Source organism: Agrococcus sp. UYP33 (assembly GCF_054060915.1).
Genome location: NZ_JBSSDR010000001.1, coordinates 1,430,623 through 1,456,598 on the forward strand (window position 1 = coordinate 1,430,623; position 25,976 = coordinate 1,456,598).

Genomic DNA, 25,976 nt, shown 5'->3' on the forward strand with positions numbered 1-25,976 from the left:
TCGTCCCTTGGTGACGTGTCCGAGCGGCCGAAGGTGCGACTCTCGAAAAGTCGTGTGGAGTAACCCTCCACCGTGGGTTCAAATCCCACCGTCACCGCCAGAGGCGAAGGCCCCGCATCCCGCAAGGGAGCGGGGCCTCTCGCATGTCCGGGCGCGGAGCGTCCCCGGGAAGCCAGGACTCGACGCGCCGCCCGGCCTACGCGGCAGGCGGGGTCGACTGGGAGTCGCTCGCCGGACCGTCCATCGACCCGCTCGGCGCGGCACCCGATCCCGACTCCGACCGCGCTGCCTCGTCTGCTCGCCGTCGTCGGACGAAGGACCGCTCGTGCAGGTAGATGCCGAGGTAGAGCGCGGCCAGGCCGCCGCCCCAGGCGTAGAACATCCAGTCGCGATCGCGATCGATCAGCAGCTGCCCCACCAGCCAGAGGAGCATCAAGCCGCTGGCCCACAACCAGGAGCGACGGGGCTGCGTGAGGGGAGCGGGCGCGGGAGTGACGCGCACGACGAGACCGACGGCGACGAAGACGACGCCCGAGATGAGGAGGCTCAGCGCCCACAGGCGCGCGTCGCCGAACGGCCCCGCATCGGTGACGGGCCCCGTCATCGGCAGCACGACGAGCCCCACCAGGCTGATGCAGGCTCCGAGCACCAGGAGGGCGGTGCTCCCGCGTCGTCGCCGTGCTTCCCGCTGCGCCGTGCTCGCCGTGCTCTCCATGCTCTCCGTGCTCTCCGTGGGCGTCATGGGGAGACCGTCGCAGGTGAGGGAGCCTCACGCAACAGCATTCGCGAGTGCGTGGGAGCGGACGCCTAGCGGCGGCGCCCGGGACCGGGGCGGCCCGACCTGCCGGGGCCGCCGGGACGGCGCGGGCGGTTCGGGCGCGGCGGCTGCTTCGGCTTCGAGGCGCGCGGCTTCGCGCCCGTCGCCGACTGGCCCGGCTGGACGCTGTGCTCCCGCTCGCCCTGCTCGCGCTCGGCGCCGCGGGACGAGCCGGGCTTGCGGCCGCGTGCGATGCCGATAAGCTCCTGGTGCAGCGGCGAGTCGGCGGTGCGCAGCCAGGCCAGCGCGATCGTCGTGGAGGGCACATCCGTGACCACGCGGTGCCGCGTCTCCTCGCCGCCGAGCGCGCGGGCGACCGACATCGGCACGATCGCGATGCCCGCACCCGTCGCGACGACCTCGAGCAGCTGGGCGGACGTCATGCCGTCCGCCTCGAGCATCGTCTCGCCCTCGAGGTCGGCGACGGCCACGGTGTCGAACGCGACGATCGGGTGGCCCTTCGCGGCGACCACGACCGGGAGCTCCTCGTAGAGCCCGACGACGTGCAGGTCGTCGAGCGCGTCCTCGTCGAGCGGCAGCCGCGCGAGCACCGCGTCGACCCGCCCGTCCTGGAGCGCACCCGCCGCATCCGCGTCGTCGACCGCGACGAGCTCGATCGGCACGTCGGGCATGCGCTCGGCCCACACCCGCATCCACTTCGCGGGCGTGACGCCGGGCACACCGCCCAGTCGGAACCGTTCCATGCCCTCAGTCTGCCGTGCGCTCGATCGGCCTGAGCGCCGAGGTAAGCGGGATGCGGGCGCGGTGCCGCGCTCAGCCCGATCGGACGCGCGGGTCGGGCGCCGGTCAGACGCGCTCGAGGAACGCGACGACGTCGGCGAGCTCCTCCGCGACGATCGAGTGCGCGCGGTGGTACGTGCGGCGCTCGACGTCGAAGTGCGCGTCGAGCCACGGCGCCGCGCGCTCGATCCTGTCGCGGTGGATCACGTCGTCGAGGTCGCCGATCGTGGTGAGCATCGGGATGCGCGGCTCGCGCGCGGCGAGCACCGCGTCGCCCGGCAGCTCGCCGTCGTGCACGAACGACGCGAGGTGCACGATCGACGCGAACCGCTCGGGCGCGAGCCGCGCGAGCTGCACGGCCATCACGCCGCCCTGCGAGAAGCCGAGCAGGTGCACGCGCTCGAAGCGGCGATCCAGCCCGTCGAGCCAGTGCAGCACGCCCTCGGCGCTCGCGTCGCGCGCGCGCTCGTCGCGGTCGATGGGCGACGGGTCGAACCAGGCGAAGCCGCCACCGTAGGGGAAGGGAGCGCGCAGCGAGGCGATCGTGAGCGACGCCGGCAGGTGCGGGGCGAGGCCGAAGAGGTCGCCCTCGTGCGAGCCGAGGCCGTGCAGCACGACGAGCAGGTCGCCCTCCCCGGACTCGCGCTCGCCGGACGCGCGCTCGCCCTCGCGCCAGCGCACCGCATCCGCGTCGATCTGCTGCATGGTGACCCCCTCCGGCCAAGACGGCCGACCGTCACGGCGGGGCTGCCCGCGCCGTCCCTCACACCGTAGCCTCGAAGCATGGAGCGCGGCACATGACGAGCACCTCGGCCACCACCCGGGTGATGCCGACGGCGCGCGCCCGGAGCGGTGCCGCCCGCCGGCCCCGCGGCAGGACGATCGGCCGGGTCGTCTCGCTCGATGCCGCCCGCGGACTGCTCGTGCTCGCGACGGTCGCGTGGCTCGCCGCGCCGCGCCGGCCGTTCCCGGCGTCGGAGCCGTGGGGCGCCGTCGGCCTCGACGCCATCGCGCTGCCCGCCTTCGCCGTCATCGCCGGCTGCGGCTTCGCGATGGCGCAGCACCGCGGCTGGACGAGCGGCGCGCGCGTGCTCGGCCGCGTCGCGCTACTGCTCGTCGCCGGCCTCGCGCTCGCGGCGGCGGTCGGGCTCATCGGCGGCGTCGCCGCGGGCATCGCCTTCGACCCGGCGGCTGGCACCCTCGGCGGGCTCGAGCGGATGCGTGTCGCCGGCCCGCTGCTGCAGCTCGGCGTCGCGCTCGCGGCGCTCGGCTTCCTCGGCCTGCTCGCGAGCACCTGGGCGGGCTGGGCGTGGGCGACCGTGATCACCGCCGCGATCGGCTCGGGCACGCTGTGGCTGAGCGCCGGCCTCTGCGGCGCCCCGCAGGGCGGGCTGAGCGACGCCTGCAGCCCGGCGACGCTCCTCGTCGGCGGCATCGCGGATGCGGCGGGCGTCTTCGCCGATCCCGCCGTCACGCAGGCGGTCACGACGGTGATCGCCGGACTGGGCCTCGCGCTGCCGGCCGCCGCGGGGGCCGCGCTCGTGCACGCGCTGCTGCGGGCTCGCAGCGTCGACGCCCGCCAGCGCGGTCGCGTCGTCGGCTACGGCCTGCTCGCCGCCGTGCTCTTCGGGGTGCTGGGCATCCTCGCCTACTTCACGCCCACCGTCTGGCTCCACCCGCCGCTCGAGCCCGCGACCGCGCTCTGGACGCCGCCGCTCACGCTCGCGGTCGCGAGCCTCATCGCCGTGCTCGCGAGCGTGACGCATCCGACGGTCGACACCGACCTCCGGGGCGGCACGTCGGCGCTCGGCGCCTTCGCGGAGCCCTTCGCCGCCGTCGGCCGCATCAGCCTGGTCGCGGTCGGGACGACGCTCGCCGTGCGCACGCTGCTCGAGGCGCTGCCCGACCCGGACCCGGTCGGCTGGTTCGCGGCGCTCGGCGACATCCCGTCGATCGTGCTCGGCCTGCTCGCCGTCGCGGCGTGGCTCGCGCTCGCGCTCTGGGCGCAGCGCCGGGGCGTGCGACTGCGTCCCTGACGCCCGCATCGCGCGAGGAGCGCGAGCGGGCACAATGGGGCCATGGCTGTGCGCACCCCCGACCCCAATCCAGGCTGGCTCAGCGACGAGGAGCTGCAGCAGGCGCGCGAGCGCCTGCCGATCCTCTACGTCGAGGCGATCCCGGTGCGGCTCGACGGCATCGGGCAGGTGACGGACGTCGGCCTGCTGCTGCGCATGAACGAGCACAGCCAGATGACGCGCACGATCGTCTCCGGCCGGGTCATGCGCGGGGAGCGGGTGCGCGACGCGCTCTACCGCCACCTCGAGAAGGACCTCGGGCCGATGGCGTTCCCGCAGCTGCCGGCGAGCCCGGTGCCGTTCCACATCGCCGAGTACTTCCCGATCCACGGCGACGGGCTCTACTCCGACGACCGCCAGCACGCCGTGTCGCTCTGCTACATCGTGCCGGTGACGGGGTCGTGCGATCCGCGGCAGGACGCCCTCGAGCTCACGTGGCTGAGCCCGGAGGCCGCGGCCTCGGAGCTCATCGCCACCGAGATGGAGGGCGGCCGCGGCAGCCTCGTGCGCGCGGCGCTCGCCCACTGCGGCGCGCTCCGCTGAGCGGCGCGGCGCCGACGCTCGGGATGCGTCCGGCGGGCGTCCGTAGGCTTGCCGCATGAGCGCCCAGTACCAGGTGACCCTCGAGTGGGGAGCGGCAGCCATGCGCGCGGCCGCCGCCGACGTCGTCGTCATCGCCGACGCGGATCGCGGAGCCGAGACGACTGAGCTGCACGACCTCGCCCCGCGCACGTCGCTCGTGCTCGACGCGACGCTCGCGAGCGCATCCGCCGTCGCCCGCGCGGCGCTCGACGAGCAGGAGCGGCGCGGTGACCGCGCCTCGATCGCGATCGTCGCCGCCGGCGCGCGGTGGACCGACGGCTCGCTGCGGCCCACCGCTGCCGACCTGCTCGTCGCCGGCCGCGTCGTTGACGAGCTCGCCGAGCTCGGCATCGACTTCCACAGCCCCGCGTGCGCCGCCGCGTGCGCGGCCGCCGTCGCGCTGCGCGGCGCCACCGAGACCCTCGTCGCGGCCGACGCCGCCGCGATCCAGTCCGCGACCGACCACCGAGCAGGAGCCGAACGATGACCTGGCAGGCCGACCCCGCACGCTACGACGCCGAGCGCCCCGGTGCCATGCAGTATCGCCGCGCCGGTGCATCCGGACTGAAGCTGCCGCTGCTGACGCTCGGCATGTGGCACAACTTCGGCGACGACGTGCCGCTCGACCGCCAGCGCGACCTGCTGACCACCGCGTTCGACCGCGGCATCACGCACTTCGACCTCGCGAACAACTACGGCCCGCCCTTCGGCGCCTCGGAGCAGAACTTCGGGCGCGTGATGGCGAGCGACCTGCACGCGCACCGCGACGAGATCCTCGTCACCACGAAGGCGGGCTGGGACATGTGGCCCGGACCGTACGGCATCGGCGGCAGCCGCAAGTACCTCATCGCGAGCCTCGACCAGTCGCTCGCGCGCATGGGGCTCGACTACGTCGACATCTACTACCACCACCGTCCCGACCCCGAGACGCCGCTCGAGGAGACGATGGCCGCGCTCGACCACATCGTGCGCACCGGCCGCGCCCTCTACGTGGGCGTCTCGAGCTACTCCGCCGAGGACACGCGCCGCGCGCACGAGATCCTCGCGTCGCTCGGCACGCCGCTCACGATCCACCAGCCCTCGTACTCGATGCTGAACCGCTGGATCGAGCGGGACGGCCTGCTCGATGCCGCGGGCGAGCTCGGGATCGGCGTGATCGGCTTCACCGCGCTCGCCCAGGGGCTGCTGACCGGCAAGTACCTCGAGGGCGTGCCGTCCGACTCGCGCGCCGGCCGCGGCAGCGCGCGCAAGCCGCTCGACCCGAACGTCTCGCCCGAGGCGATGGAGCGCATCCGCGGCCTCGCGAGCATCGCGGAGGACCGCGGGCAGTCGCTCGCGCAGCTCGCGCTCGCGTGGGCGCTGCGCGACCCGCGCGTGACCTCGCTCACGATCGGCGCCTCGCGCGTCGAGCAGCTCGAGCAGAACATCGGCGCGCTCGACCGCCTCGACTTCACCGACGCGGAGCTCGCCGCGATCGACGAGCTCGCGCAGGACGAGCCGGGCGTCGACCTCTGGGCGCAGGCGCGCGACTCGCGAGGCTGATCGGCGCCGCCCGCGGGCCGCCGGGAGCACCCGGCGACTCGCGGGTGTCGCGTGTGGGCGGCCCCGGCTAGCGTGTCGGCCATGACGGCGACGAAGCCCACGACGTCCGGTGAGCGCACGTTCCTCCACGTGCTGGCGAACACCGCGCTCGCGAACATCACGACGAGCTTCCTGTGGTTCGCGCTCACGTTCTGGGTCTACCTCGAGACCCGATCGGTGCTCGCCACCGGCATCATCGGCGGCGCGTACATGCTGTTCGTCGCGTTCAGCAGCATGCTGTTCGGCTCGATCGTCGACCACCACCGGAAGCTCCGGGTGATGCTGCTCTCGGGCAGCATCACGCTCACGGCGTTCGCGCTCGCCGGCGCGATGTACCTGCTGCTGCCGGAGCCGGCGCTGCTCGACCTGACCCAGCCGTGGTTCTGGCTCTTCACGACGATCATCCTCGCCGGCGCGGTCGTCGAGCACATGCGCAACATCGCGCTGTCGACGACCGTCACGATCCTGGTGCCCGACGAGCGGCACGCGAACGCCAACGGCATGGTCGGCACGGTGCAGGGCCTCGCCTTCATCATCACGAGCGTGTTCTCCGGCCTCGCGATCGGGCAGCTCGGGATGGGGTGGACGATCGCGATCGCCATCGCGCTCACGACCGTGAGCCTCGGCCACCTCGCGACGCTGCGGATGCCGCAGGACATCGTCGCGCTCGACGACGACGACACCGCGCGCGGGATCGACCTCCGCGGCTCGATCCGGGCGGTGCTCGCGATCGGCGGCCTCTTCGCGCTCATCGTCTTCTCGACCTTCAACAACCTCATCGGCGGCCTCTACATGGCGCTCATGGACCCCTACGGGCTCGAGATCTTCTCGGTCGAGATGTGGGGCCTCGTGCTCGGCGTCACCGCGACAGGCTTCATCATCGGCGGCCTCGCGATCGCGCGCTTCGGGCTGGGCAAGCGGCCCATCCGCACGCTGCTCCTCGTCGTGATCGCGATGGGCGTGCTCGGCGCGCTCTTCGCCGTCCGCGAGCAGTGGTGGCTGTACGCCGGCGGCATCTGGCTCTACATGTGCTTGATCCCCGCTGCCGAGGCGGCCGAGCAGACGGTCATCCAGCGCGTCGTGCCGCTCAGCCGGCAGGGCAGGGTGTTCGGCTTCGCGATGGCGTTCGAGTCGGCTGCCGCGCCCATCACCGCGTTCCTCATCGCCCCGATCGCGGAGTTCTGGGTGATCCCCTGGGCGCGCTCCGGCGAGGGATCCGCGACCCTCGAGCCCTGGCTCGGCACAGGCAGCACCCGCGGCATCGCGCTCGTCTTCGTCATCGGCGGCGCGATCATGGTGCTGGCGGCGATGCTCGCGTTCCTCACCCGCTCGTACCACCGGATCAGCGCGTCGTACGACGCATCGGCACCGGCGGCCGAGGGCGATGATGCGCCCGACGCCGACGCCGACGCCGACGCCGGTCAGTCGTCCGTCGGGTCCGTGAGCGAGGGCGGCAGCGAGGCGGAGCCGAGGTAGGCCGACCGCACGGGCGCGGGGGAGTCGACCGCCGTCGCGTCGCGCACCGGCGCTGGCGCCGTGTCGGCAGCGAAGAGTGACAGCCGCCGCCCGGCGACGACCGCGGCCGGTGGCGGGCCGACGCGGACGCGCTCGCGGATGTCGTCGGCCGGCAGCGGCGCATCGCTCGCGACGAGCACGAGGTTGCTGTGGCGGGCGCCCGCGAGCGTCGAGCCCGTCGAGATGAGCGCGACGTGCGCGAAGACCGCCTGCAGCGTGGCGATCTGGCTCCGCACGAAGCGCAGCGGCGGGCCGTCGGCGGTGTTCACGACGAGCGTGCCGCCGGGGACGAGCGCGGCTCGCGCCGCCGAGAAGCACTCGACGGTCGTGAAGGCCGCGGGGACGCTCCCCGCGCCGAAGACGTCGATCGTCACGAGCGCGACCGGCGATGGCACGCGCTCGAGCACGGCGCGACCGTCTCCGACGACGACCTCGATGCCGGGCGGCAGCGGCGCGCCCTCGGCGACGAGGTCGACGAGCGCCGGCTCGAGCTCGACGACGCACTGCCGGAGCCCCGGCAGCGCATGCTGCAGCGCGCGCGGCAGCGCGGCAGCGCCGCCGACGAGGTGCAGCGCGGCGGTGCCGCCGTTGACACGGGGCTCGGCACCGCTGGCGAGGAGCGGCTCGCCGCCGGGCTGCAGCGGATCCGTCCGCGCACCGAGCGCGGCGATCGAGGCCGCGAGCATCCAGCGATGCGAGGCGTGCCGTGGCGGCGCGCCCGGCTCCCCGAGGTGCGACTGCTCGATGCCGTCGATCACGAGGACGAGCCCGTGCGCGTCGGGGCGGAGGGTCGCCTCGAGCCCGTTCGAGAGCGTCCGCCGCGCAGGAGGCGCGTCGCGCCGCGTCACGCGGCGCTCGTGCGCCGCTGCCAGCGGATCTCGACGACCCGGCGCGCGGCGCGCGTGCACGCCCGGCAGGCGTAGCGGCCGCGCGGCGCGCGGAACCGCACGTGCTCGTGCCCGCCGGGGCAGGAGCCGACCCACCCGGCGCGCTCCGACGCGATCTCGCCCTGGTGCGTGCGCCCGCCGACGTAGCCGAGCTCGCGCGCCGTGCGCTGCCACCGCGGACCGTGCCCGGCGCCGGGGCCCGCCATCGCGTGCGCGACCTCGTGCAGCAGCGTCTGGTGCACGTCGTCGTCGTCCCAGCGCGCGGCGAGGTGCTTCGAGACCGAGATGCGGCGCGCGGTGTAGTCGGTGAGCCCGGCGCGCTTCACGGCCCGGTCGAAGCCGAACGTCCAGTCGTCGTCGAGGTGCAGCCGGATGAGGGCCTCGGCCCACACGCGCACGCGCTCGAGATCCGCCACCGCGAGCCCCTTCCGCCTGCTCAGCCCTGCATCCGACCCCGCGAGCATGCCAGCCGCCGTCGATCCGGCGCGAACCGGCGACCGCATCCTGTGGATGCGGCTCAGCGACCGCCCCAGATCGGGTGCGTCGCGCGCGGCACGTCCTGCTCGGCGCGGAGCGCCTCGGTCTGCGCGCGGTCGGTCGCCACGAGCAGCGCGACCTCGGCAGCCTGCAGCTGCTCGGCGGGCAGGTCGGCCTCGCGGCACAGCTCGACGGCCACGGTGAAGTCGACGCACGCGTCGTGCCACTGGTGCAGCGCGAAGTGCACCGTGCCGCGCTGCTGCAGCGCGTGCGCCCACAGCTCGACCCAGTCGTTCGAGCGGGACTCGGCGATGAGCGCCGTGCACTCGCGCAGCGCCGTGCGCAGGTCGCCGCGCGTCTGCACGACGGATGCGCGCAGCAGCCGGGCCTCGGCGACGCGGTCGCGCGAGCCGGATGCGCGAGCGAGCGTCACGGCCTCGGTCGCGGCCGTGAGCGCCTCGTCGAGCCTGCCGATGCTCTCGAGCAGCCACGCGCGCTCCGACACCGCGGCGAGCGAGCGCTCGCGGCCGAGCTGGCGCAGCCTGCGGGCCGCCGCCGCGACGTCGACGGCGTTCCGCAGCGCGGTCTGGTCGTAGCCGATCGACTCGCTCATCCCCACATCGTCGCGCATCGGCACCGGTTTGCCCGGAGCACGCGCCGCGATCCGCGACGAGCCGTCCCTGCGCAAGATGGGATCTCGACGTCGCGGGTGGTCGAACGACGCCGCATGCGGCGCGAGCGACCACAGGCGACGTCGAGATCGGGGTCAGCCGAAGACGCCCCTGCCGGGCGCGGGGCTCGGCGTCGCGTCGGCGTCGCGGGCGGGCGACGCGCCGCCGAGGAAGCGTCGCAGCTCGGCGCCGGCCACGACCTTGCCGGGCAGCGGGTCTCGGCGCAGCGCGCGGCCGATGTCGTCGAGGTCGGGCAGCTCCCGACCGGCGACCGCCACGACGTTGCCGAAGCGCCTGCCCTTCAGCATGCCGGGGTCGGCGAGCGCCGCCGCGTCCTCGTGCACCTCGAGCAGGGCGGCGAGCTGCCGCTTCGCGAACGCGAGCGTGCGGTCGTCGGCGATGTTCACCACCACCACCCCGGTGGGGGCGAGGAGGTCGCGCACGAGCGCGTGGAACTCGACGGTCGTCACGTGCGCGGGCGTCTGCGCGCCCGAGAAGACATCGACGATGACGAGGTCGACGGTCCCGCGGAGCCCCGCGGGCAGCCGGGAGAGCTGCTCGCGGGCGTCGCCGTAGCGCACGCGCACGCCCGCGCCGCGGGGGAGCGGGGCCACCTCGCGCACGAGCTCGACGAGCAGCGGCTCGAGCTCGATCACCTGCTGCCGAGAGCCGGGCCGGGTCGCGTCGACGTAGCGGGGGAGCGTGAGCGCGCCCGCCCCGAGGTGCACGGCGGTGATCGGGCCGGCGGGCAGCGCGTCGATCACATGGCCGATCTGCTGCACGTACTCGTACATGAGCAGCTGCGGCTGGTCCGGGTCGACGTGCGACTGCGGGGTGCCGTCGACGACGAGCTGCCAGCCCGACGAGGCGTAGCGCATCTCGGCGTGCAGGCCGCTCGAGAGGCGGCGGCTGGGGGTGCTCACGGGCACCATCCTCCCGCGTGCGGCCCCGTTGCATCCCCGATCGGACGCGCGCTACCACCGGCCGGCGGCGACCCACTCGACGACACGCCGAGGGACTGGACACGCAGGGCCCAGCCGCGTATCGTGGCTAGTTGCGCTCACAGACATCCCCTCTGCCTTCATATTGCGGTCGGCGCGCGCCCGGACAGGGCGCTTCAGGGTGTTGACGAGTCTCTCACCGACGACACGATCCCGGGAAGACCCGCAACCCTTCCCGGCCCGGAGGTATCTGCCTTGGCTGAACTGGCCCCCAAGACCGGTCGGCGCGCAAGCCGACTGAGCTTCGCGCACATCTCGGAGACGCTCACCGTCCCCGACCTGCTGGCGCTCCAGACCGAGAGCTTCGAATGGCTCATCGGTGACGACGCCTGGAAGGCGCGCCTCGATGAGGCGAACGCCGAGGGTCGCGACGACATCCCCGCGCACTCGGGCCTCGAGGAGATCTTCGAGGAGATCTCCCCGATCGAGGACCTGAGCGAGAAGATGCAGCTCTCGTTCTCGGAGCCGGTGCTCGACGTGCCGAAGTACACGATCGACGAGTGCAAGGAGCGCGGCAAGACGTACGCCGCGCCGCTGTACGTGTCGGCCGAGTTCATGAACCACGAGACGGGCGAGATCAAGTCGCAGACCGTCTTCATGGGCGACTTCCCGCTCATGACCGAGAAGGGCACGTTCATCGTGAACGGCACCGAGCGCGTCGTCGTCTCGCAGCTCGTGCGCAGCCCCGGTGTCTACTTCGAGCGCACCCCCGAGAAGAACTCGGACAAGGACGTCTACTCGGCTCGCGTCATCCCCAGCCGCGGCGCATGGCTCGAGTTCGAGGTCGACAAGCGCGACGCCGTCGGCGTGCGCATCGACCGCAAGCGCAAGCAGTCGGTCACCGTCTTCCTCAAGGCCCTAGGCATGACGAGCGAGGACATCGCCAAGGAGTTCGCCGGCTACGAGTCGATCATCGCGACGCTCGAGAAGGACGCGCCGATGTCGAAGGAGGACGCCCTCCGCGACATCTACCGCAAGCTGCGTCCGGGCGAGCAGGTCGCCGCCGAGGCCGCCCGCGCGCTGCTCGACAACTTCTACTTCAACCCGAAGCGCTACGACCTCGCCAAGGTGGGTCGCTACAAGATCAACCGCAAGCTCGGCATCGACGTGCCGATGAGCGACTCGGTCCTGTCGGTCGAGGACATCGTCGCGACGATCAAGTACCTCGTCGCGCTGCACGCCGAGCAGACGACCCTCCCGGGCGTCCGCAAGGGCGAGCCCGTCGAGATCCGCCTCGACGTCGACGACATCGACCACTTCGGCAACCGCCGCATCCGCGCGGTCGGCGAGCTCATCCAGAACCAGGTCCGCACGGGCCTGGCTCGCATGGAGCGCGTCGTGCGCGAGCGCATGTCGACGCAGGACATCGAGGCGATCACGCCCCAGACGCTCATCAACGTGCGTCCGGTCAGCGCTGCGATCAAGGAGTTCTTCGGCACCTCGCAGCTGTCGCAGTTCATGGACCAGAACAACCCGCTCGCGGGTCTGACCCACAAGCGCCGCCTGTCGGCGCTCGGCCCCGGCGGCCTCTCCCGTGAGCGCGCCGGCGTCGAGGTCCGTGACGTCCACCCGTCGCACTACGGCCGCATGTGCCCGATCGAGACGCCGGAAGGCCCGAACATCGGCCTCATCGGCTCGCTCGCGACCTTCGCGCGCATCAACTCGTTCGGCTTCATCGAGACGCCGTACCGCCGCGTCGAGAACGGCGTCGTCTCCGAGAAGATCGACTACCTGACCGCCTCGGAGGAGGACGAGTTCGTCGTCGCGCACGCGAACAACCGCCTCAACTCGAAGCAGCAGTTCATCGAGGAGCGCGTCGTCGCCCGCCGCAAGGGCGAGGAGGTCGAGCTGGTCGTCCCGACCGAGGTCGACTACATGGACGTCTCGCCGCGCCAGATGGTGTCGGTCGCGACGAGCCTCATCCCGTTCCTCGAGCACGACGACGCGAACCGCGCCCTCATGGGTGCGAACATGCAGCGCCAGGCGGTGCCGCTGGTCCGCAGCGAGTCGCCGTTCGTCGGCACCGGCATGGAGGGCTTCGCGGCCATCGACTCCGGCGACGTCATCACCGCGCAGGGCGCGGGCGTGGTCGCAGAGGTCTCGGCCGACATGGTCTCGATCCAGCTCGACGAGGGCGGCACGCAGCAGTACTTCCTGCGCAAGTTCGACCGCTCCAACCAGGGCACGTCGTACAACCACCGCGTCATCGTCTCGGCGGGCGACCGCATCGAGGCCGGCGAGGTCATCGCCGACGGCCCCGCGACCGACCAGGGCGAGCTCGCCCTCGGCCGCAACCTGCTCGTGGCGTTCATGCCGTGGGAGGGCCACAACTACGAGGACGCGATCATCCTCAGCCAGAACCTCGTGAAGGACGACGTGCTCTCGTCGATCCACATCGAGGAGTACGAGGTCGACGCCCGCGACACGAAGCTCGGCAAGGAGGAGGTCACCCGTGACCTCCCCAACGTCGGCCCGGACCTGCTGGCCGACCTCGACGAGCGCGGCATCATCCGCATCGGCGCCGAGGTCGTCCCCGGCGACATCCTGGTCGGCAAGGTCACGCCGAAGGGCGAGACCGAGCTGAGCGCCGAGGAGCGCCTGCTCCGCGCGATCTTCAACGAGAAGAGCCGCGAGGTGCGCGACACGTCGCTCAAGGTGCCCCACGGCGAGCAGGGCACGGTCATCGCGGTCAAGCAGTTCCGCGCTGAGGACGGCGACGACGAGCTGGGCTCGGGCGTGCACGAGAAGGTCGTGGTCTACATCGCGCAGAAGCGCAAGATCACCGAGGGCGACAAGCTCGCCGGCCGTCACGGCAACAAGGGCGTCATCGCGAAGATCCTGCCCGAGGAGGACATGCCGTTCCTCTCCGACGGCACGCCGGTCGACATCGTGCTGAACCCGCTCGGCATCCCGAAGCGCATGAACTTCGGCCAGGTGCTCGAGACGCACCTCGGCTGGATCGCGAAGACGGGCTGGAAGGTCGAGGGCACCCCGGAGTGGGCGGAGGGTCTCGACCCGCGCACGCTCGAGGCGCCCGCCGACACGAAGGTCGCCACGCCGGTGTTCGACGGCGCGACCGAGGAGGCCATCATCGGCCTGCTCGACGCGACGCTCCCGACGCGCGACGGCCAGCGGCTCGTCGACGGCTCCGGCAAGGCGAGCCTGTTCGACGGACGCTCCGGTGAGCCGTACCCGTACCCGATCTCGGTCGGCTACATGTACATCCTCAAGCTCCACCACCTCGTCGACGACAAGATCCACGCCCGCTCGACCGGCCCGTACTCGATGATCACGCAGCAGCCCCTGGGCGGTAAGGCCCAGTTCGGCGGCCAGCGGTTCGGCGAGATGGAGGTCTGGGCGCTCGAGGCGTACGGCGCCGCCTACACGCTGCAGGAGCTGCTCACCATCAAGTCGGACGACATCGTCGGCCGGGTGAAGGTGTACGAGGCGATCGTCAAGGGCGAGAACATCCAGGAGCCCGGCATCCCCGAGTCCTTCAAGGTGCTCATGAAGGAGATGCAGTCGCTGTGCCTGAACGTCGAGGTGCTGAACGCAGCCGGCGAGCTCGTCACGCTGCGCGACGACGAGGACGAGGCACTGCGCACGGCCGAGGAGCTCGGCATCAACATCTCCAGGCCGGAGATGTCGTCGATCGACGACATCTGATCCGCCGCGAACTGAACTCAGACAAGAGGGAATTGCATTGATCGACGCAACCACGTTCGATGAACTGCGGATCGGCCTGGCCACGGCCGACCACATCCGTGCCTGGTCCTATGGCGAGGTCAAGAAGCCGGAGACCATCAACTACCGCACGCTGAAGCCGGAGAAGGACGGTCTGTTCGGCGAGCAGATCTTCGGCCCGTCGCGCGACTGGGAGTGCGCGTGCGGCAAGTACAAGCGCGTGCGCTTCAAGGGCATCGTCTGCGAGCGATGCGGCGTCGAGGTCACGAAGTCGTCGGTGCGCCGCGAGCGCATGGGCCACATCGAGCTCGCCGCCCCCGTCACGCACATCTGGTACTTCAAGGGCGTGCCGAGCCGCCTCGGCTACCTGCTGGACATGGCGCCGAAGGACCTCGAGAAGGTCATCTACTTCGCCGCGTACATGATCATCCGGGTGGACGCGGATGCTCGTCACGAGCGCCTGCCCCAGCTGGAGCAGGAGCTGCGCCTCAAGACGGGCGAGATCGAGAAGCGCCGTGACGCCGACATCGCCGAGCGCCTCGCGCAGCTGGAGACGGACGTCGCCCAGCTCGAGGAGGAGGGTGCCAAGGCGGACCAGAAGCGCAAGGTCCGCGACGCCGGTGAGCGCGAGATGGCGCAGCTGCGCAAGATCGCCGACGACCAGATCGCCCACCTCGAGCGGGTCTTCGACGACTTCCGCTCGCTGAAGGTCGGCGACCTCAAGGCGGAGGACGCGGTCTACCACGACCTCGTCGACCTGTACGGCGAGTTCTTCGACGGCCACATGGGTGCGGAGGCCATCAAGCTCCGCCTCCTGGCGTTCGACCTGGCGGCCGAGTCCGAGGACCTGCACAAGCAGATCGCCGAGGGCAAGGGCCAGCGCAAGATCCGTGCGATCAAGCGCCTCAAGGTCGTGAACTCGTTCCTGCAGACGGGCAACAGCCCGGCCGCGATGGTGCTCGACGTCGTCCCGGTCATCCCGCCGGAGCTGCGCCCGATGGTGCAGCTCGACGGTGGCCGCTTCGCGACGAGCGACCTGAACGACCTCTACCGCCGCGTCATCAACCGCAACAACCGACTCCGCCGCCTGCTCGACCTCGGTGCTCCCGAGATCATCGTGAACAACGAGAAGCGCATGCTGCAGGAGGCGGTCGACGCCCTGTTCGACAACGGCCGCCGCGGCCGTCCCGTCACGGGCACCGGCAACCGCGCGCTGAAGTCGCTCTCCGACATGCTCAAGGGCAAGCAGGGCCGGTTCCGCCAGAACCTGCTCGGCAAGCGCGTCGACTACTCGGGCCGCTCGGTCATCGTGGTCGGCCCGCAGCTGCAGCTGCACCAGTGCGGCCTGCCGAAGCAGATGGCGCTCGAGCTGTTCAAGCCGTTCGTCATCAAGCGCCTCATCGACCTGGGCCACTCGCAGAACATCAAGCACGCGAAGCGCATGGTCGAGCGGTCGAAGCCGCAGGTCTGGGACGTGCTCGAGGAGATCATCCGCGAGCGCCCCGTGCTGCTGAACCGCGCGCCCACGCTGCACCGCCTCGGCATCCAGGCCTTCGAGCCGCTGCTCGTCGAGGGCAAGGCCATCCAGCTGCACCCGCTCGTGTGCTCGGCGTTCAACGCCGACTTCGACGGCGACCAGATGGCTGTCCACCTGCCGCTGTCGGTCGAGGCGCAGGCCGAGGCCCGCGTGCTCATGCTCGCGTCGAACAACATCCTGAAGCCGTCCGACGGCCGTCCGGTGACCCTGCCGACCCACGAGATCGTCTCGGGCCTGCACCACCTGACGACCCTCAAGCCGGAGGGTGTCGGCAAGGGCCGTGCGTTCTCGTCGGTCGCCGAGGCGATCATGGCGATGGACCAGCACTCGCTCGACCTGGGTGCCCCCGTGCGGATCCGTCTGCACGGCCTGGTCTTCCGCGACCAGGACCGCCCCGAGGGCTTCGTCGACGGCGAGCCGTTCCTGCACGAGACGACCCTGGGTCGCGCGCTCTTCAACGAGCTGCTGCCCGCGGACTTCCCGTTCGTGGCGGAGGTCGCGGCGAAGCCGGTCATCTCGCTCATCGTGAACGCGCTCGCAGAGCGCTACCCGAAGACCGTGGTGGCGGCGACGCTCGACAAGATCAAGGACGCCGGCTTCTACTGGGCCACGCGCTCCGGCATCACCGTCGCGCTCTCGGACGTCATCACGCCGGCCCGCAAGGGCGAGATCGTGGCGGCCGCCGAGGCCTCGGCGAGCAAGGTCCAGGGCAAGTTCGAGAAGGGCCTCATCACCGACTCGGAGCGTCGCACCGACCTCACCGAGCTGTGGACCAAGGCCACGAACGAGGTGCAGAAGGCCACGCAGGAGGCGTTCGACGAGAACAACTCCATCTACCGCATGGTCACCGCCGGCGCGAACGGCAACTGGATCCAGGTGCGCAACATCACCGGCATGCGCGGTCTCGTGACCAACCCGAAGGGCGAGGTCATCCCGCGTCCGATCATCTCCTCGTACCGCGAGGGCCTGACCGTGGCGGAGTACTTCATCGCCACGCACGGTGCCCGCAAGGGCTCGGCCGACACGGCGCTCCGCACGGCCGACTCCGGCTACCTGACGCGTCGCCTCGTCGACGTGTCGCAGGACGTCATCATCCGTGAGGACGACTGCGGCACCGAGCGCGGCCTCGAGGTGCCGATCGCCGAGGTCATCGACGGCCAGCTGACGCTGCACGAGAACGTGGAGTCGGCGGTCTACGCCCGCAACCTCGCGGTCGACGTCGTGGCGTCGGATGGCACCGTGCTCGCCACGGGCGGCTCCGACATCGGCGACCGCGAGATCCGCGCGTTCGTCGAGGCCGGCATCGAGCAGGTCAAGGTCCGCTCGGTCCTGACGTGCGAGTCCGCGGTCGGCGTCTGCGCCCACTGCTACGGCCGCTCGCTCGCGACCGGCAAGCTCGTGGACATCGGCGAGGCGGTCGGCATCATCGCCGCCCAGTCGATCGGCGAGCCCGGCACGCAGCTCACGATGCGCACGTTCCACACCGGCGGCTCCGTCGGCGCGAGCGACATCACGCAGGGTCTGCCCCGCGTGACGGAGCTCTTCGAGGCTCGCACCCCGAAGAACTCCTCGCCCATCGCCGAGGCCGCTGGTCGAGTGCGCATCGAGGAGGACGAGAAGTCGAAGCGCATCGTGCTCACGCCCGATGACGGCGACGAGGAGTTCGCCTACCCGGTGCTCCGCCGCGCGACCCTCGAGGTCGCCGACGGCGATCGCGTCGAGCAGGGCCAGCAGCTGCAGGTCGGCTCGGTGGACCCCAAGGAGGTGCTGCGCGTGCGCGGCGTCCGCGAGGTGCAGAAGCACCTGGTCTCGGGCGTCCAGGACGTGTACCGCTCGCAGGGTGTGCCGATCCACGACAAGCACATCGAGGTCATCGTCCGCCAGATGCTCCGCAAGGTCACGGTCGTCGACCACGGCGAGACGAGCCTGCTGCCCGGTGAGCTGGTCGACCGCTCGAAGTACAACGAGATCAACCGTGCCGCGCTGACCGAGGGCCTCAAGACCGCCTCGGCGCGCCAGGAGGTCATGGGCATCACGAAGGCGTCGCTCGCGACGGAGTCGTGGCTGTCGGCCGCCTCCTTCCAGGAGACGACCAAGGTGCTCACCGAGGCGGCTCTGGCCGGCAAGCGCGACCCGCTGCTCGGCCTCAAGGAGAACGTCATCATCGGCAAGCTCATCCCCGCGGGCACCGGCCTGTCGCGCTACCGCGACGTCACGGTCGAGGCCACCGAGGAGGCGAAGGCGGAGCGGTACCCGAACCGCCTGTTCGCCGACGCGGGCAGCGTCGACGAGGCCGACCTGTCGTACCTCGACTTCGACGCCTTCACCGGCGGCGAGCTGGGCGAGCAGGAGCCGGGGCAGTACGTCTAGGCAGCACCGCACGACCTGAGGTCAGCGAAGGGCCGCACCCGCGAGGGTGCGGCCCTTCCGCGTGCCGCCAATCGCGTCCCCCGGCGGTGCGCCGCCCGCCGACGCCGTCGACGTCCCCCTACAATCGGCCGACGACGCGGCACCGTGCCGCCGCAGGAGGTAGGACCATGAGCGACGAGCAGCCGACGTCCTGGCGCGACCGCTTCTTCGGCAGCGGCCCTGCGCCCGAGCGGGCGACGGAGCCCACGGGCCAGGATGCAGGAGCCGGTCACGTGGCCAACCCGGCCGGGCACGACGACGCGCCCGCCGAGGACACCAGCACCCAGCCGCTCCGCGCCGCGGACGGCGGAGCGCACGACGCCGAGATCGCATCGACCTCGGTCGACGAGCACGACGACCACCAGCCGCTCGTCGAGCACCAGGGCGACGCCCGCGCCGCCGACAGCCCCATCGAGCCCACCGTCATCGCGCCCTCGACCCTCCGCGGACCGTCGCACTCGGCGGCCCACCCCGACGACACCGCACGCGTGCAGCCCCAGGGCGACGCGGCGACGAGCTCGCTCGAGCGTCCGGAGATCGCGCAGGTCCACCACGCGGACGAGCCGAGCGCCGACGTCACGCACGCCGAGGACGCGCCCACCGAGGCCATCGCCACGGATCCTGTCGCGACCGAGCCGCCCGCGCTCGTCGAGCCGCGCCGCCCGTCCTTCGGCCTGCGCCGCCAGAGCGGCCACGATGCCGACGCCGGCCTCGGCGCCACCGAGCACGGCGCCACCGACCACGACGTCACCGACCGCGGCGTCACCGACCGCGGCACCACGGACCGCGGCACCACCGACCCCGCTGCCGTCGCCTCGCTCGCGGGCCTCGCCGCGGCGGGCGGCGCAGCCGCGGGCGGCGCGACCGCCGCCCGCCCGCGCGAGGAGCGCGAGTTCGTCGAGCCGGAGCCGACGCAGGCCATCGACCAGCAGCCGCGCGACGAGCGGCTCGGCGATCGCAGCGACGACGCCACGCGCCCGATCGGCACGCGGGGCACCGACGGCGATGCCGCGGGCGACACCCGCGTGCTCGAGGCGCAGGAGCCGGCGACCGAGACCCGCCCGCAGCGCTTCGGCATCGTGCGCGACGACACGCCCGCCGCGCTCGGCGCCGACGACAGCACCGTCGCGGCCCCCGCGGCCGCCGGCACGCCGGTCGTGCTCGTCGAGGAGCCCGTGCCGCCGCGCCGCAAGGGCGCGCGCGCCGTCGGCTTCGCCGTCGCGCTGCTCGCGACGCTCATCTTCGCGATCCTGTTCGCGGCCGCCTTCTTCGCCGTCGGCTACCTCTTCGACCGCGCGTTCGACGCGACCGAAACGCTGCAGACGCTCTGGCTGCTGCCCTCGTACCTGCTGCCGGTCATCGTGTTCTTCCTCGGCTACTGGCTGCTGACGCTCATCGTGAACCGCGCCGGCTGGTGGGCGCACGTGCTCGGCGGCTTCATCGTCGCGCTGCTCGTGTACGTCGCGCACCTGGCGGGCGCCTACATGGAGACGCAGGGCGGCTGGGCGGGCTACACCGCGCTGCCTGGCATCGACGCGCGGGCGCTCAGCGAGCTCCTGCTCGCGCCGCTCTCGGTGCTGGCGTTCGTGCTGGCCCGCGAGGTGCCGATCTGGGTCGGCGGCATCGTCGCCCGGCGCGGCCGCAAGGCTCGCGAGCACAACCGCCAGGCCATGGACGACTTCAACGCGGAGAACGCCGACCGGCTCTCGCGCTGAGCCGCTCGCGGGACGGGATCCCGCCTCGTGACACGCTCCGCGTGCAAGAGTCGCAGAAGTTCATGCGGCGCATCGATGCTCCGGACACCTCTCGTCTGACAGACTGTGCGCGAGCCTGTGCGCACCCCAGCGCCGGCTCTGGATCTCGGGTCACGACGAGAGGGAGAGCAGCTTGCTCCGGTGGGTCACGCGCCATCGCAAGTCGACGGCAGCCGGTGCGCTCGTCACGGCGGTCTCCGTCGCGCTCGGGATCATCGCGTTCACGTACGACGGCTTCACGACCACCGACGTCGACCTCAACGACGGCGGCGTGTGGGTCACGAAGCAGGACTCCCAGCAGCTCGGCCGGATCAACGTGCAGGCGGAGGAGCTCGACGCCGGCCTGATCTCGCCGACCGCAGACTTCGACGTGCTGCAGGACGACACCGCGGTCCTCCTCCACAACCGCGAGGCGTCGTCGGTCATGATCGTCGACCCGGTGCAGGTCGTCACCGGTGCCGTCGTGCAGCTGCCGCCGCAGGGCGAGATCGCGCTGAACGGCGGCACCGTCGTCATCGTCGACCCGGCCGACGGCGACCTGTGGGCGATGCCCTTCGCCGACATCGGCGGCTACTCGGCCGAGAGCACCGAACCGCTGCTCGAGCTCGGCGAGGGCGCGGCCGCGACCGTCGACCGCGACGGCACCGTGCACGCGGTCTCGCCGCGCGACGGCCAGCAGCTGTCGATCGCCGTGCTCGAGGAGGGCGGCCTCGGCGAGCCGACCGTGCGCGACCGCGGCGAGCTCGCCGGCATGCAGGACCCGGTCGTCAGCGCCGTGGGCAGCGAGGCGGTCGTGCTCGACACCGCCACCTCCACGCTCCTCGTGCCGGGCGGCGCCGTCGAGGCGCCGGCGGACGCGAAGCTGCAGCTCGTCGGCGACGCCTCCGACCGCGTGATCCTCGCGACGCCGACGTCGCTCATCCGCCAGCCGCTCGGCGGCGGCGAGGCCGAGGTGCAGCAGCGCCAGGGCGGCGGCGAGGCCGTCGAGCCCGTGCAGCTGGGCGGCTGCGTCTACGCGGTGTGGCCGGGCAGCTCGACCTTCCTGCGCGACTGCGCGGACGACGCGCGCGACCTCGACCAGCCGGTCGACGGCATGGACGGCTCTCCGGTCGCGTTCCGCATCAACCGCGACCAGGTCGTGCTCAACCAGTTCGTGCAGGGCAACTCGTGGCTGCTCGCCGACACCCTCGTGCTCGTCGACAACTGGCAGGACCTCGTGCCGCCGCAGTCGGAGGAGCAGAGCGACGAGGAGGACTCCGAGTCGACCGAGGACCTGCTCACCAACCAGCCGCCGCCCATCAACGAGGAGAACACCGACCCGATCGCGAACGACGACGACTTCGGCGCGCGCACGGGTCGCTCGACGATGCTGCCGGTGCTCTGGAACGACTCCGACCCGGACGGCGACGTGCTCACCGCGCGCGTGCTCGGCGAGCTGCCCTCCGGCGTGCAGATCGCGCCGGTCGCCAACGACTCGCAGCTGCAGGTCGAGCTGCCCGCTGACTTCGCACCGGCATCCTTCACGGTCGATTACCGGGTCGCCGACGGGCGCGGCGGCGAGGACGACGGGCGCGTGACCGTGCGGGTGCGCGGCGAGGGCGAGAACTCGGTGCCCGAGCCGATGCGCGAACAGGCGTTCGCGGTCGAGCAGGGCGGTGAGTACGAGTACCAGGTGCTGAGCGAGTGGGTCGACCCCGACGGCGACGACATGTACCTGCGCGGCGCGACGACCGACTCGGGCGACACGATCCAGACGGATCCGTCGGGTCGCCTCATCTACACCGCGACGGGCGAGGTCGGCATCCAGACCGTCGTCGTCACCGTCTCGGACGGCCGCGCCGACACGACCGCCGAGATCCTCGTCGACGTGCGCGAGCGCGGCGATGCACCGCCGCTCGCGAACGCCGACTTCGTCTCGACCGTCGAGGGCCGCGAGGCGACGGCGCGGCCGCTCCTCAACGACTTCTCGCCGTCCGGCAGGCCGCTCCGCCTCGCATCCGTCGAGCCGAACCCGAGCATCGAGACCACGGTCGACCTCGACTCCGGCACCATCCGCGTCACCGGCGGTCCGGTCGGCAGCCACTACCTCACCTACCTCGTCGCCGACGGCGCGCTCTCCAGCACGGGCCGGATCCGCGTCGACATCCGCACGCCCGACGACGAGGCCCGCCCCGTCGCGGTGCGCGACACCGCGCTGCTGCCGCAGCAGGGCTCGACGCTCGTCGACCTGCTCGCGAACGACGTCGACCCGGCGGGCGGCGTGCTCGTCGTGCAGCAGTTCACGATCGAGAGCGCCGCGCCCGTCACCGTCGAGCTGCGCGACCGGCGCATCGTCAGCATCGTCGACAACCGGCTCGAGGCGCCGTTCCAGTTCACCTACACGGTGTCGAACGGCCGCTTCTCCGAGACCGGCACCGTCGAGGTGATCCCGGTGACGCCGCCCACCCAGCCGCGCCCGCCGAAGGCCGTCGACGACCAGGCGACGGTGCGCGCCGGCGACTACGCGACCGTCGACGTGATCGGCAACGACTTCTCGCCGGACGGCACGCCGTTCACGATCGAGCGCATCGTCGAGACGAGCTTCGCGAGCGAGGAGGAGGGCGTCGCGTTCCTCTCGGAGGGCAAGCTGCGCGTCCACGCGCTCGAGGGCGCGCCCACCCGGGCGACGGTGACGTACGAGATCGCCGACGGCTTCGGCAACCGCGACTCCGCGACCGTCGCGATCACCATCGTGCCGCGCGAGGCCGAGCAGAACACGCCGCCCGCGCCCGAGACGGTGACGTCGCGCGTGCTCGCCGGCTCGACCGTGCGCATCCCGATCCCGCTCGACGGCATCGACCCGGACGGCGACGGCGTCGAGCTCGTCGGCTACGACACGGCGCCCGAGGGCGGCCTGATCCTGCGCACGATCGGCCCCGACTACTTCGACTTCGAGGCCTTCCCGGGCAGCGCCGGCACGGTGGAGTTCACCTATCGGGTGCGCGACCGCTGGGGCGCCGACGGCACCGCGACCGTCGTGATCGGCATCGCGCAGGCCGCGGACGTCAACCAGACGCCCTTCGCGCAGCCCGACCTCGTGACCGTCCGCCCCGACCGCGCCGTGGCGATCGCCGTGCTCGAGAACGACTCCGACCCCGATCAGGACGCGCTCACGCTGCAGTCCGACCGGCTCGAGCTGCCGACCGAGCTCGAGGGCGCCGTCGTGAACGGCGAGCGCAGCACCGTCGACCTCCGCTCGCCGTCGGAGCCGGGCGTCTACCAGTTCACCTACGGCGTCGTGGATGCGCGCGGCGCGTCGACGACCGGCACCGTCATGCTCACGGTCGCCGAGGACGCCGAGCTGCAGCCGCCGGTCGCCCGCGACGACCCGCTGCCGCGCGACGACCTCCAGGTCGACGTGCCGCTCGACGTGCCGGTGCTCGAGAACGACCTCGACGCCGACGGCGACCCGAGCGACCTCGAGCTCTCGGTCGTCACCGGCCCCGGCCGCGTGGTCGGCGACACGATCCAGGTCACGCCGAGCGACGCCTTCCAGGTGGTCACCTATCGCGCGACCGACCTCGACGGCCTCACGGCGGAGGCGTTCGTCTCCGTCCCGCCCGTGCGCGACCGCGCGCCCTTCCTCACCTCCGCGGAGCCCGTGCAGGTCGGCTCCGGACTCGAGCTCCTCATGGAGCTGCGCGAGTACGTCACCGTCTCGACCACGAACACGCCGCGGGTGACAACCGGCGAGAAGGTCACGGCGGTCAACAGCGACGGCAGCGGTCTCATCGTCGACAACGACACCCTGCGCTTCCAGTCGCCCGCGGGCTACGTCGGCCCCGCGTCGATCACGTTCGAGGTGACCGACGGCACCGGGCCCGACAATGGCAACCTGGCGACGCTGACGATCCCGATCGAGGTCGTGCCGTCGAGCGTCGTCCCGCCCACCTTCGCGGGCGCCGTCGTGCGCGCCGAGGCCGGCGAGGGCGCCGCGACGTTCGACCTGCGCGACGCCACGTCCGACCCCGACCCCGGCGATCTCGAGGCGATGCGCTTCGAGGCGCGCGGCGGCTCGATGGCCGGCGTCGAGGTGTCGCTCTCCGACGGCGTCTTCTCGGCGACCGCGGCCGTCGACACGCCTCCCGGCGGCAGCGGCTCGTTCCAGATCGCCGTCATCGACCCGCACGGCAACGAGGCGCCCGGCACGGTCGTCGTCGAGGTGGTCGCGACCACCCGCCCGCTCGCGCAGACGACTCCCGACTCCGGCGAGGCGACGGCGAGCATCGCGCTCACGACCGACGTCATCGAGAACGACTTCAACCCGTACAAGAACGAGGGCCTCCCGCTGCGCGTCGTCGCCGCCGAGGTCGTCGCGGGCCAGGGCCAGGTCTCGCACACCGATCGCGAGGTGACCGTCACCCCGGGCGCCGACTTCTCGGGCGTGCTGACCGTGCGCTACACGGTCCAGGACGCGACCGAGCGCATCGAGCGCCAGGTCACGGGCACGCTGACGCTCAACGTGAAGGCGCGGCCGGACGCACCGCCGCGCCCGAACGTCGACGCGGTCGGCGACTCGCAGGTGACGCTCACGTGGGCGCCGCCGTCGGCGAACGGTGCGCCGATCACCGGCTACATCGTGCGCTCGACCGACGGCGCGATCAGCTTCCCGTGCCCGGCCACGACGTGCACCATCACGGGGCTCGTGAACAACACGACCTACACGTTCCAGGTCGTCGCGCAGAACGAGGTCGGCGACTCCGACCCGTCGGCGGCGTCGAACGAGGCGCGGCCCGACGTTCGGCCGGAGCAGCCCGCACCGCCGAGCGTCGTCCGCGGCGACACGCAGGTGATGCTGTCGTGGGAGCCGCCGGTGAACCGCGGCTCGCCCATCCAGAGCTACACCGTCGAGATCTCGCCGCCGGCGCCCGGTGGCGTCGTGCAGCAGCAGGCGGCAGGCACGAGCCACACGTGGACGGGGCTCACGAACGGCGTCGCCTACCAGTTCCGCATCCAGGCCGTGAACCTCGCCGACGAGCCGAGCGACTTCTCCGCGTACTCGCAGTCGGTCACGCCGGCCGGCCCGCCGATGCAGGTGCAGGGCGTCAGCGCGACGCCCAACCGCGACGTGCCCGGCGAGGTGCAGATGCGCGTGCAGTGGACGGCGCCGGATGCGAACGGCGCACCGATCACCGGCTACACCGTGACGCCCTCGAACGGCGCGGCAGCTGCGCAGGTCACCGGCACGACCGCGAGCTTCCGCTTCGACGCGACGGGCGAGAACGTGACGTTCACCGTGACGGCGACGAACGACGCGGGCACGAGCCAGCCCTCGGCACCGTCGGCGCCCGTGCGCGTGTTCACCGCGCCCGCCGCGCCGTCGAACGTCAGCGCGACGGACGGCGACACGAACTCGGTCGTGACCTGGACGCCCGGCAGCTCGAACGGGCTGCGCGAGAACGAGGTGGCGTACCAGACGCGCGGTGGCGGCGCCGGGGCGCAGAGCTTCGGGCCCGGCGGCACCTACACCGGGATGAACAACAACGGCGGCCCCTACACCTTCGAGGTGCGCGCGTTCGCGGTCGTCGACGGCGTGGAGTACTCGAGCGGGTGGACGCCCGCGGGCAACCAGGTGCGCCCGTTCGGCGCCATCGGCAACCCGAGCGCGGGCGTCGCCGGCAGCGAGCAGCGGCAGATCACCTTCAGCTGGAGCTCGCCGCCCGCCAACGGCCGCGCCCTCACCACGGAGATCCGGATCGACGGCGGGCAGTGGCGCGCGGTGGCCGCGAGCGGCCGCGAGACGGTGCAGGGCCAGCCGAGCTCCGACCACTCGATCGACGTCCGCGTGACCTCTGCGGCCTTCCAGGCGGGCAACGACCCGCTGCCGGGGCACGGCACCCAGCGCACGACCGCGGGCGCGAGCGGCCGGATCCCCGACCTGCCCGAGCCGGTCCTGGGCCTCAGCCGTGGCGGCAACGTGACGGCCCCCAACGGCCAGACGGGCACGAACTACGTGCTCGACTGGACCAACCTGATCCCCGGGCAGCAGTACCGGTACGAGTGCTACTCCACCTCGAGCGGCATGTTCCGCGACGGCAACTGGGTCGCCCCGTCCGCGAACGGGACGTCGCCCCGCAACGTCTACACCTTCTGCATGTCCGGCTACGACGGCCAGGGCTGGATGGTGCTCTACGCCAACGGCAAGAGCTGGAGCACCGGAAGGGTGGACTGGCCGTGATGCACAGCTTGACCGATCGAGAGGAGCG

16 protein-coding genes and 1 tRNA gene are annotated in these 25,976 nt (G+C 72.2%); 10 read left to right on the top strand and 7 right to left on the bottom strand.

The features are described from left to right. Window positions 1–9 precede the first annotated feature (9 nt). Window positions 10–100 (top strand) — tRNA-Ser (locus ACVWW9_RS07060). A gap of 96 nt (window positions 101–196) precedes the next feature. On the opposite strand, the gene ACVWW9_RS07065 is transcribed toward ACVWW9_RS07060, so the two are convergent. From ACVWW9_RS07065 to ACVWW9_RS07075, 3 genes are all read right to left on the bottom strand, one after another. Further along, entirely contained in the window at window positions 197–742 is a 546-nt protein-coding gene (locus tag ACVWW9_RS07065; protein WP_456514943.1) for a hypothetical protein, read from the bottom strand. 65 nt (window positions 743–807) lie between these two features. Beyond that, window positions 808–1,521 (bottom strand): LysR substrate-binding domain-containing protein, encoded by a 714-nt coding sequence (locus ACVWW9_RS07070; protein WP_456514944.1) that lies wholly within the window; start codon window positions 1,519–1,521, stop codon window positions 808–810. 103 nt (window positions 1,522–1,624) lie between these two features. Continuing rightward, window positions 1,625–2,263, bottom strand: coding sequence for an alpha/beta hydrolase (locus ACVWW9_RS07075; RefSeq protein ID WP_456514945.1), 639 nt, complete (start codon window positions 2,261–2,263; stop codon window positions 1,625–1,627). Window positions 2,264–2,355: 92 nt separating this feature from the next. On the opposite strand from ACVWW9_RS07075, the gene ACVWW9_RS07080 reads away from it, so the two are divergent. From ACVWW9_RS07080 to ACVWW9_RS07100, 5 genes are all read left to right on the top strand, one after another. Further along, the gene (locus tag ACVWW9_RS07080; protein WP_456514946.1) at window positions 2,356–3,594 is read left to right on the top strand and encodes a hypothetical protein; all 1,239 of its coding nucleotides are present in this window, start codon (window positions 2,356–2,358) and stop codon (window positions 3,592–3,594) included. A gap of 42 nt (window positions 3,595–3,636) precedes the next feature. After that, window positions 3,637–4,176, top strand: a complete 540-nt coding sequence (locus tag ACVWW9_RS07085; RefSeq protein WP_123697002.1) for an NUDIX hydrolase family protein — start codon at window positions 3,637–3,639, stop codon at window positions 4,174–4,176. Window positions 4,177–4,231: 55 nt separating this feature from the next. Beyond that, window positions 4,232–4,702 (top strand): hypothetical protein, encoded by a 471-nt coding sequence (locus ACVWW9_RS07090; protein ID WP_456514947.1) that lies wholly within the window; start codon window positions 4,232–4,234, stop codon window positions 4,700–4,702. Further along, window positions 4,699–5,757 carry an L-glyceraldehyde 3-phosphate reductase gene (gene mgrA / locus ACVWW9_RS07095; protein WP_354256605.1) on the top strand — a complete coding sequence of 353 codons (1,059 nt, stop codon included), beginning with the start codon at window positions 4,699–4,701 and terminating at the stop codon, window positions 5,755–5,757. The genes ACVWW9_RS07090 and mgrA overlap by 4 nt, the downstream gene beginning before the upstream one ends. 81 nt (window positions 5,758–5,838) lie before the next feature. Then, window positions 5,839–7,272: an MFS transporter gene (locus ACVWW9_RS07100; protein ID WP_456514948.1), complete on the top strand. Its 1,434-nt coding sequence runs from the start codon at window positions 5,839–5,841 to the stop codon at window positions 7,270–7,272. On the opposite strand, the gene ACVWW9_RS07105 is transcribed toward ACVWW9_RS07100, so the two are convergent. From ACVWW9_RS07105 to ACVWW9_RS07120, 4 genes are all read right to left on the bottom strand, one after another. Then, entirely contained in the window at window positions 7,218–8,159 is a 942-nt protein-coding gene (locus tag ACVWW9_RS07105; RefSeq protein WP_456514949.1) for a spermidine synthase, read from the bottom strand. The genes ACVWW9_RS07100 and ACVWW9_RS07105 overlap by 55 nt on opposite strands. Beyond that, window positions 8,156–8,614, bottom strand: a complete 459-nt coding sequence (locus ACVWW9_RS07110; protein WP_354256594.1) for a SprT-like domain-containing protein — start codon at window positions 8,612–8,614, stop codon at window positions 8,156–8,158. The genes ACVWW9_RS07105 and ACVWW9_RS07110 overlap by 4 nt, the downstream gene beginning before the upstream one ends. Before the next feature lie 101 nt (window positions 8,615–8,715). Beyond that, a complete protein-coding gene (locus ACVWW9_RS07115; RefSeq protein ID WP_354256591.1) occupies window positions 8,716–9,288 on the bottom strand; it encodes a hypothetical protein in 573 nt (190 codons plus the stop codon). A gap of 153 nt (window positions 9,289–9,441) precedes the next feature. After that, entirely contained in the window at window positions 9,442–10,278 is an 837-nt protein-coding gene (locus tag ACVWW9_RS07120; protein WP_456514950.1) for a spermidine synthase, read from the bottom strand. A 264-nt stretch (window positions 10,279–10,542) separates the two neighbouring features. On the opposite strand from ACVWW9_RS07120, the gene rpoB reads away from it, so the two are divergent. The 4 genes from rpoB to ACVWW9_RS07140 all read left to right on the top strand — a co-directional run bounded on the left by rpoB (window position 10,543) and on the right by ACVWW9_RS07140 (window position 25,948). Then, window positions 10,543–14,013 (top strand): DNA-directed RNA polymerase subunit beta, encoded by a 3,471-nt coding sequence (gene rpoB, locus ACVWW9_RS07125; RefSeq protein ID WP_354256586.1) that lies wholly within the window; start codon window positions 10,543–10,545, stop codon window positions 14,011–14,013. 37 nt (window positions 14,014–14,050) lie between these two features. Next, window positions 14,051–17,938 carry a DNA-directed RNA polymerase subunit beta' gene (gene rpoC / locus ACVWW9_RS07130; protein WP_354256584.1) on the top strand — a complete coding sequence of 1,296 codons (3,888 nt, stop codon included), beginning with the start codon at window positions 14,051–14,053 and terminating at the stop codon, window positions 17,936–17,938. Window positions 17,939–18,105: 167 nt separating this feature from the next. Next, window positions 18,106–19,692, top strand: a complete 1,587-nt coding sequence (locus ACVWW9_RS07135; protein WP_456514951.1) for a hypothetical protein — start codon at window positions 18,106–18,108, stop codon at window positions 19,690–19,692. Between the two features lie 172 nt (window positions 19,693–19,864). Beyond that, the gene (locus tag ACVWW9_RS07140) at window positions 19,865–25,948 is read left to right on the top strand and encodes an Ig-like domain-containing protein (RefSeq protein WP_456514952.1); all 6,084 of its coding nucleotides are present in this window, start codon (window positions 19,865–19,867) and stop codon (window positions 25,946–25,948) included. Window positions 25,949–25,976 lie beyond the last annotated feature (28 nt).

Bases quoted from the DNA above. Each gene is read 5' to 3' on its own strand.
- ACVWW9_RS07100 (WP_456514948.1), top strand. From the start codon at position 5,839: ATGACGGCGACGAAGCCCACGACGTCCGGTGAGCGCACGTTCCTCCAC.
- ACVWW9_RS07070 (WP_456514944.1), bottom strand. From the start codon at position 1,521: ATGGAACGGTTCCGACTGGGCGGTGTGCCCGGCGTCACGCCCGCGAAG.
- ACVWW9_RS07115 (WP_354256591.1), bottom strand. From the start codon at position 9,288: ATGAGCGAGTCGATCGGCTACGACCAGACCGCGCTGCGGAACGCCGTC.
- ACVWW9_RS07085 (WP_123697002.1), top strand. From the start codon at position 3,637: ATGGCTGTGCGCACCCCCGACCCCAATCCAGGCTGGCTCAGCGACGAG.
- mgrA (WP_354256605.1), top strand. From the start codon at position 4,699: ATGACCTGGCAGGCCGACCCCGCACGCTACGACGCCGAGCGCCCCGGT.
- ACVWW9_RS07075 (WP_456514945.1), bottom strand. From the start codon at position 2,263: ATGCAGCAGATCGACGCGGATGCGGTGCGCTGGCGCGAGGGCGAGCGC.
- ACVWW9_RS07120 (WP_456514950.1), bottom strand. From the start codon at position 10,278: ATGGTGCCCGTGAGCACCCCCAGCCGCCGCCTCTCGAGCGGCCTGCAC.
- ACVWW9_RS07090 (WP_456514947.1), top strand. From the start codon at position 4,232: ATGAGCGCCCAGTACCAGGTGACCCTCGAGTGGGGAGCGGCAGCCATG.
- ACVWW9_RS07080 (WP_456514946.1), top strand. From the start codon at position 2,356: ATGACGAGCACCTCGGCCACCACCCGGGTGATGCCGACGGCGCGCGCC.
- ACVWW9_RS07135 (WP_456514951.1), top strand. From the start codon at position 18,106: ATGAGCGACGAGCAGCCGACGTCCTGGCGCGACCGCTTCTTCGGCAGC.
- ACVWW9_RS07065 (WP_456514943.1), bottom strand. From the start codon at position 742: ATGACGCCCACGGAGAGCACGGAGAGCATGGAGAGCACGGCGAGCACG.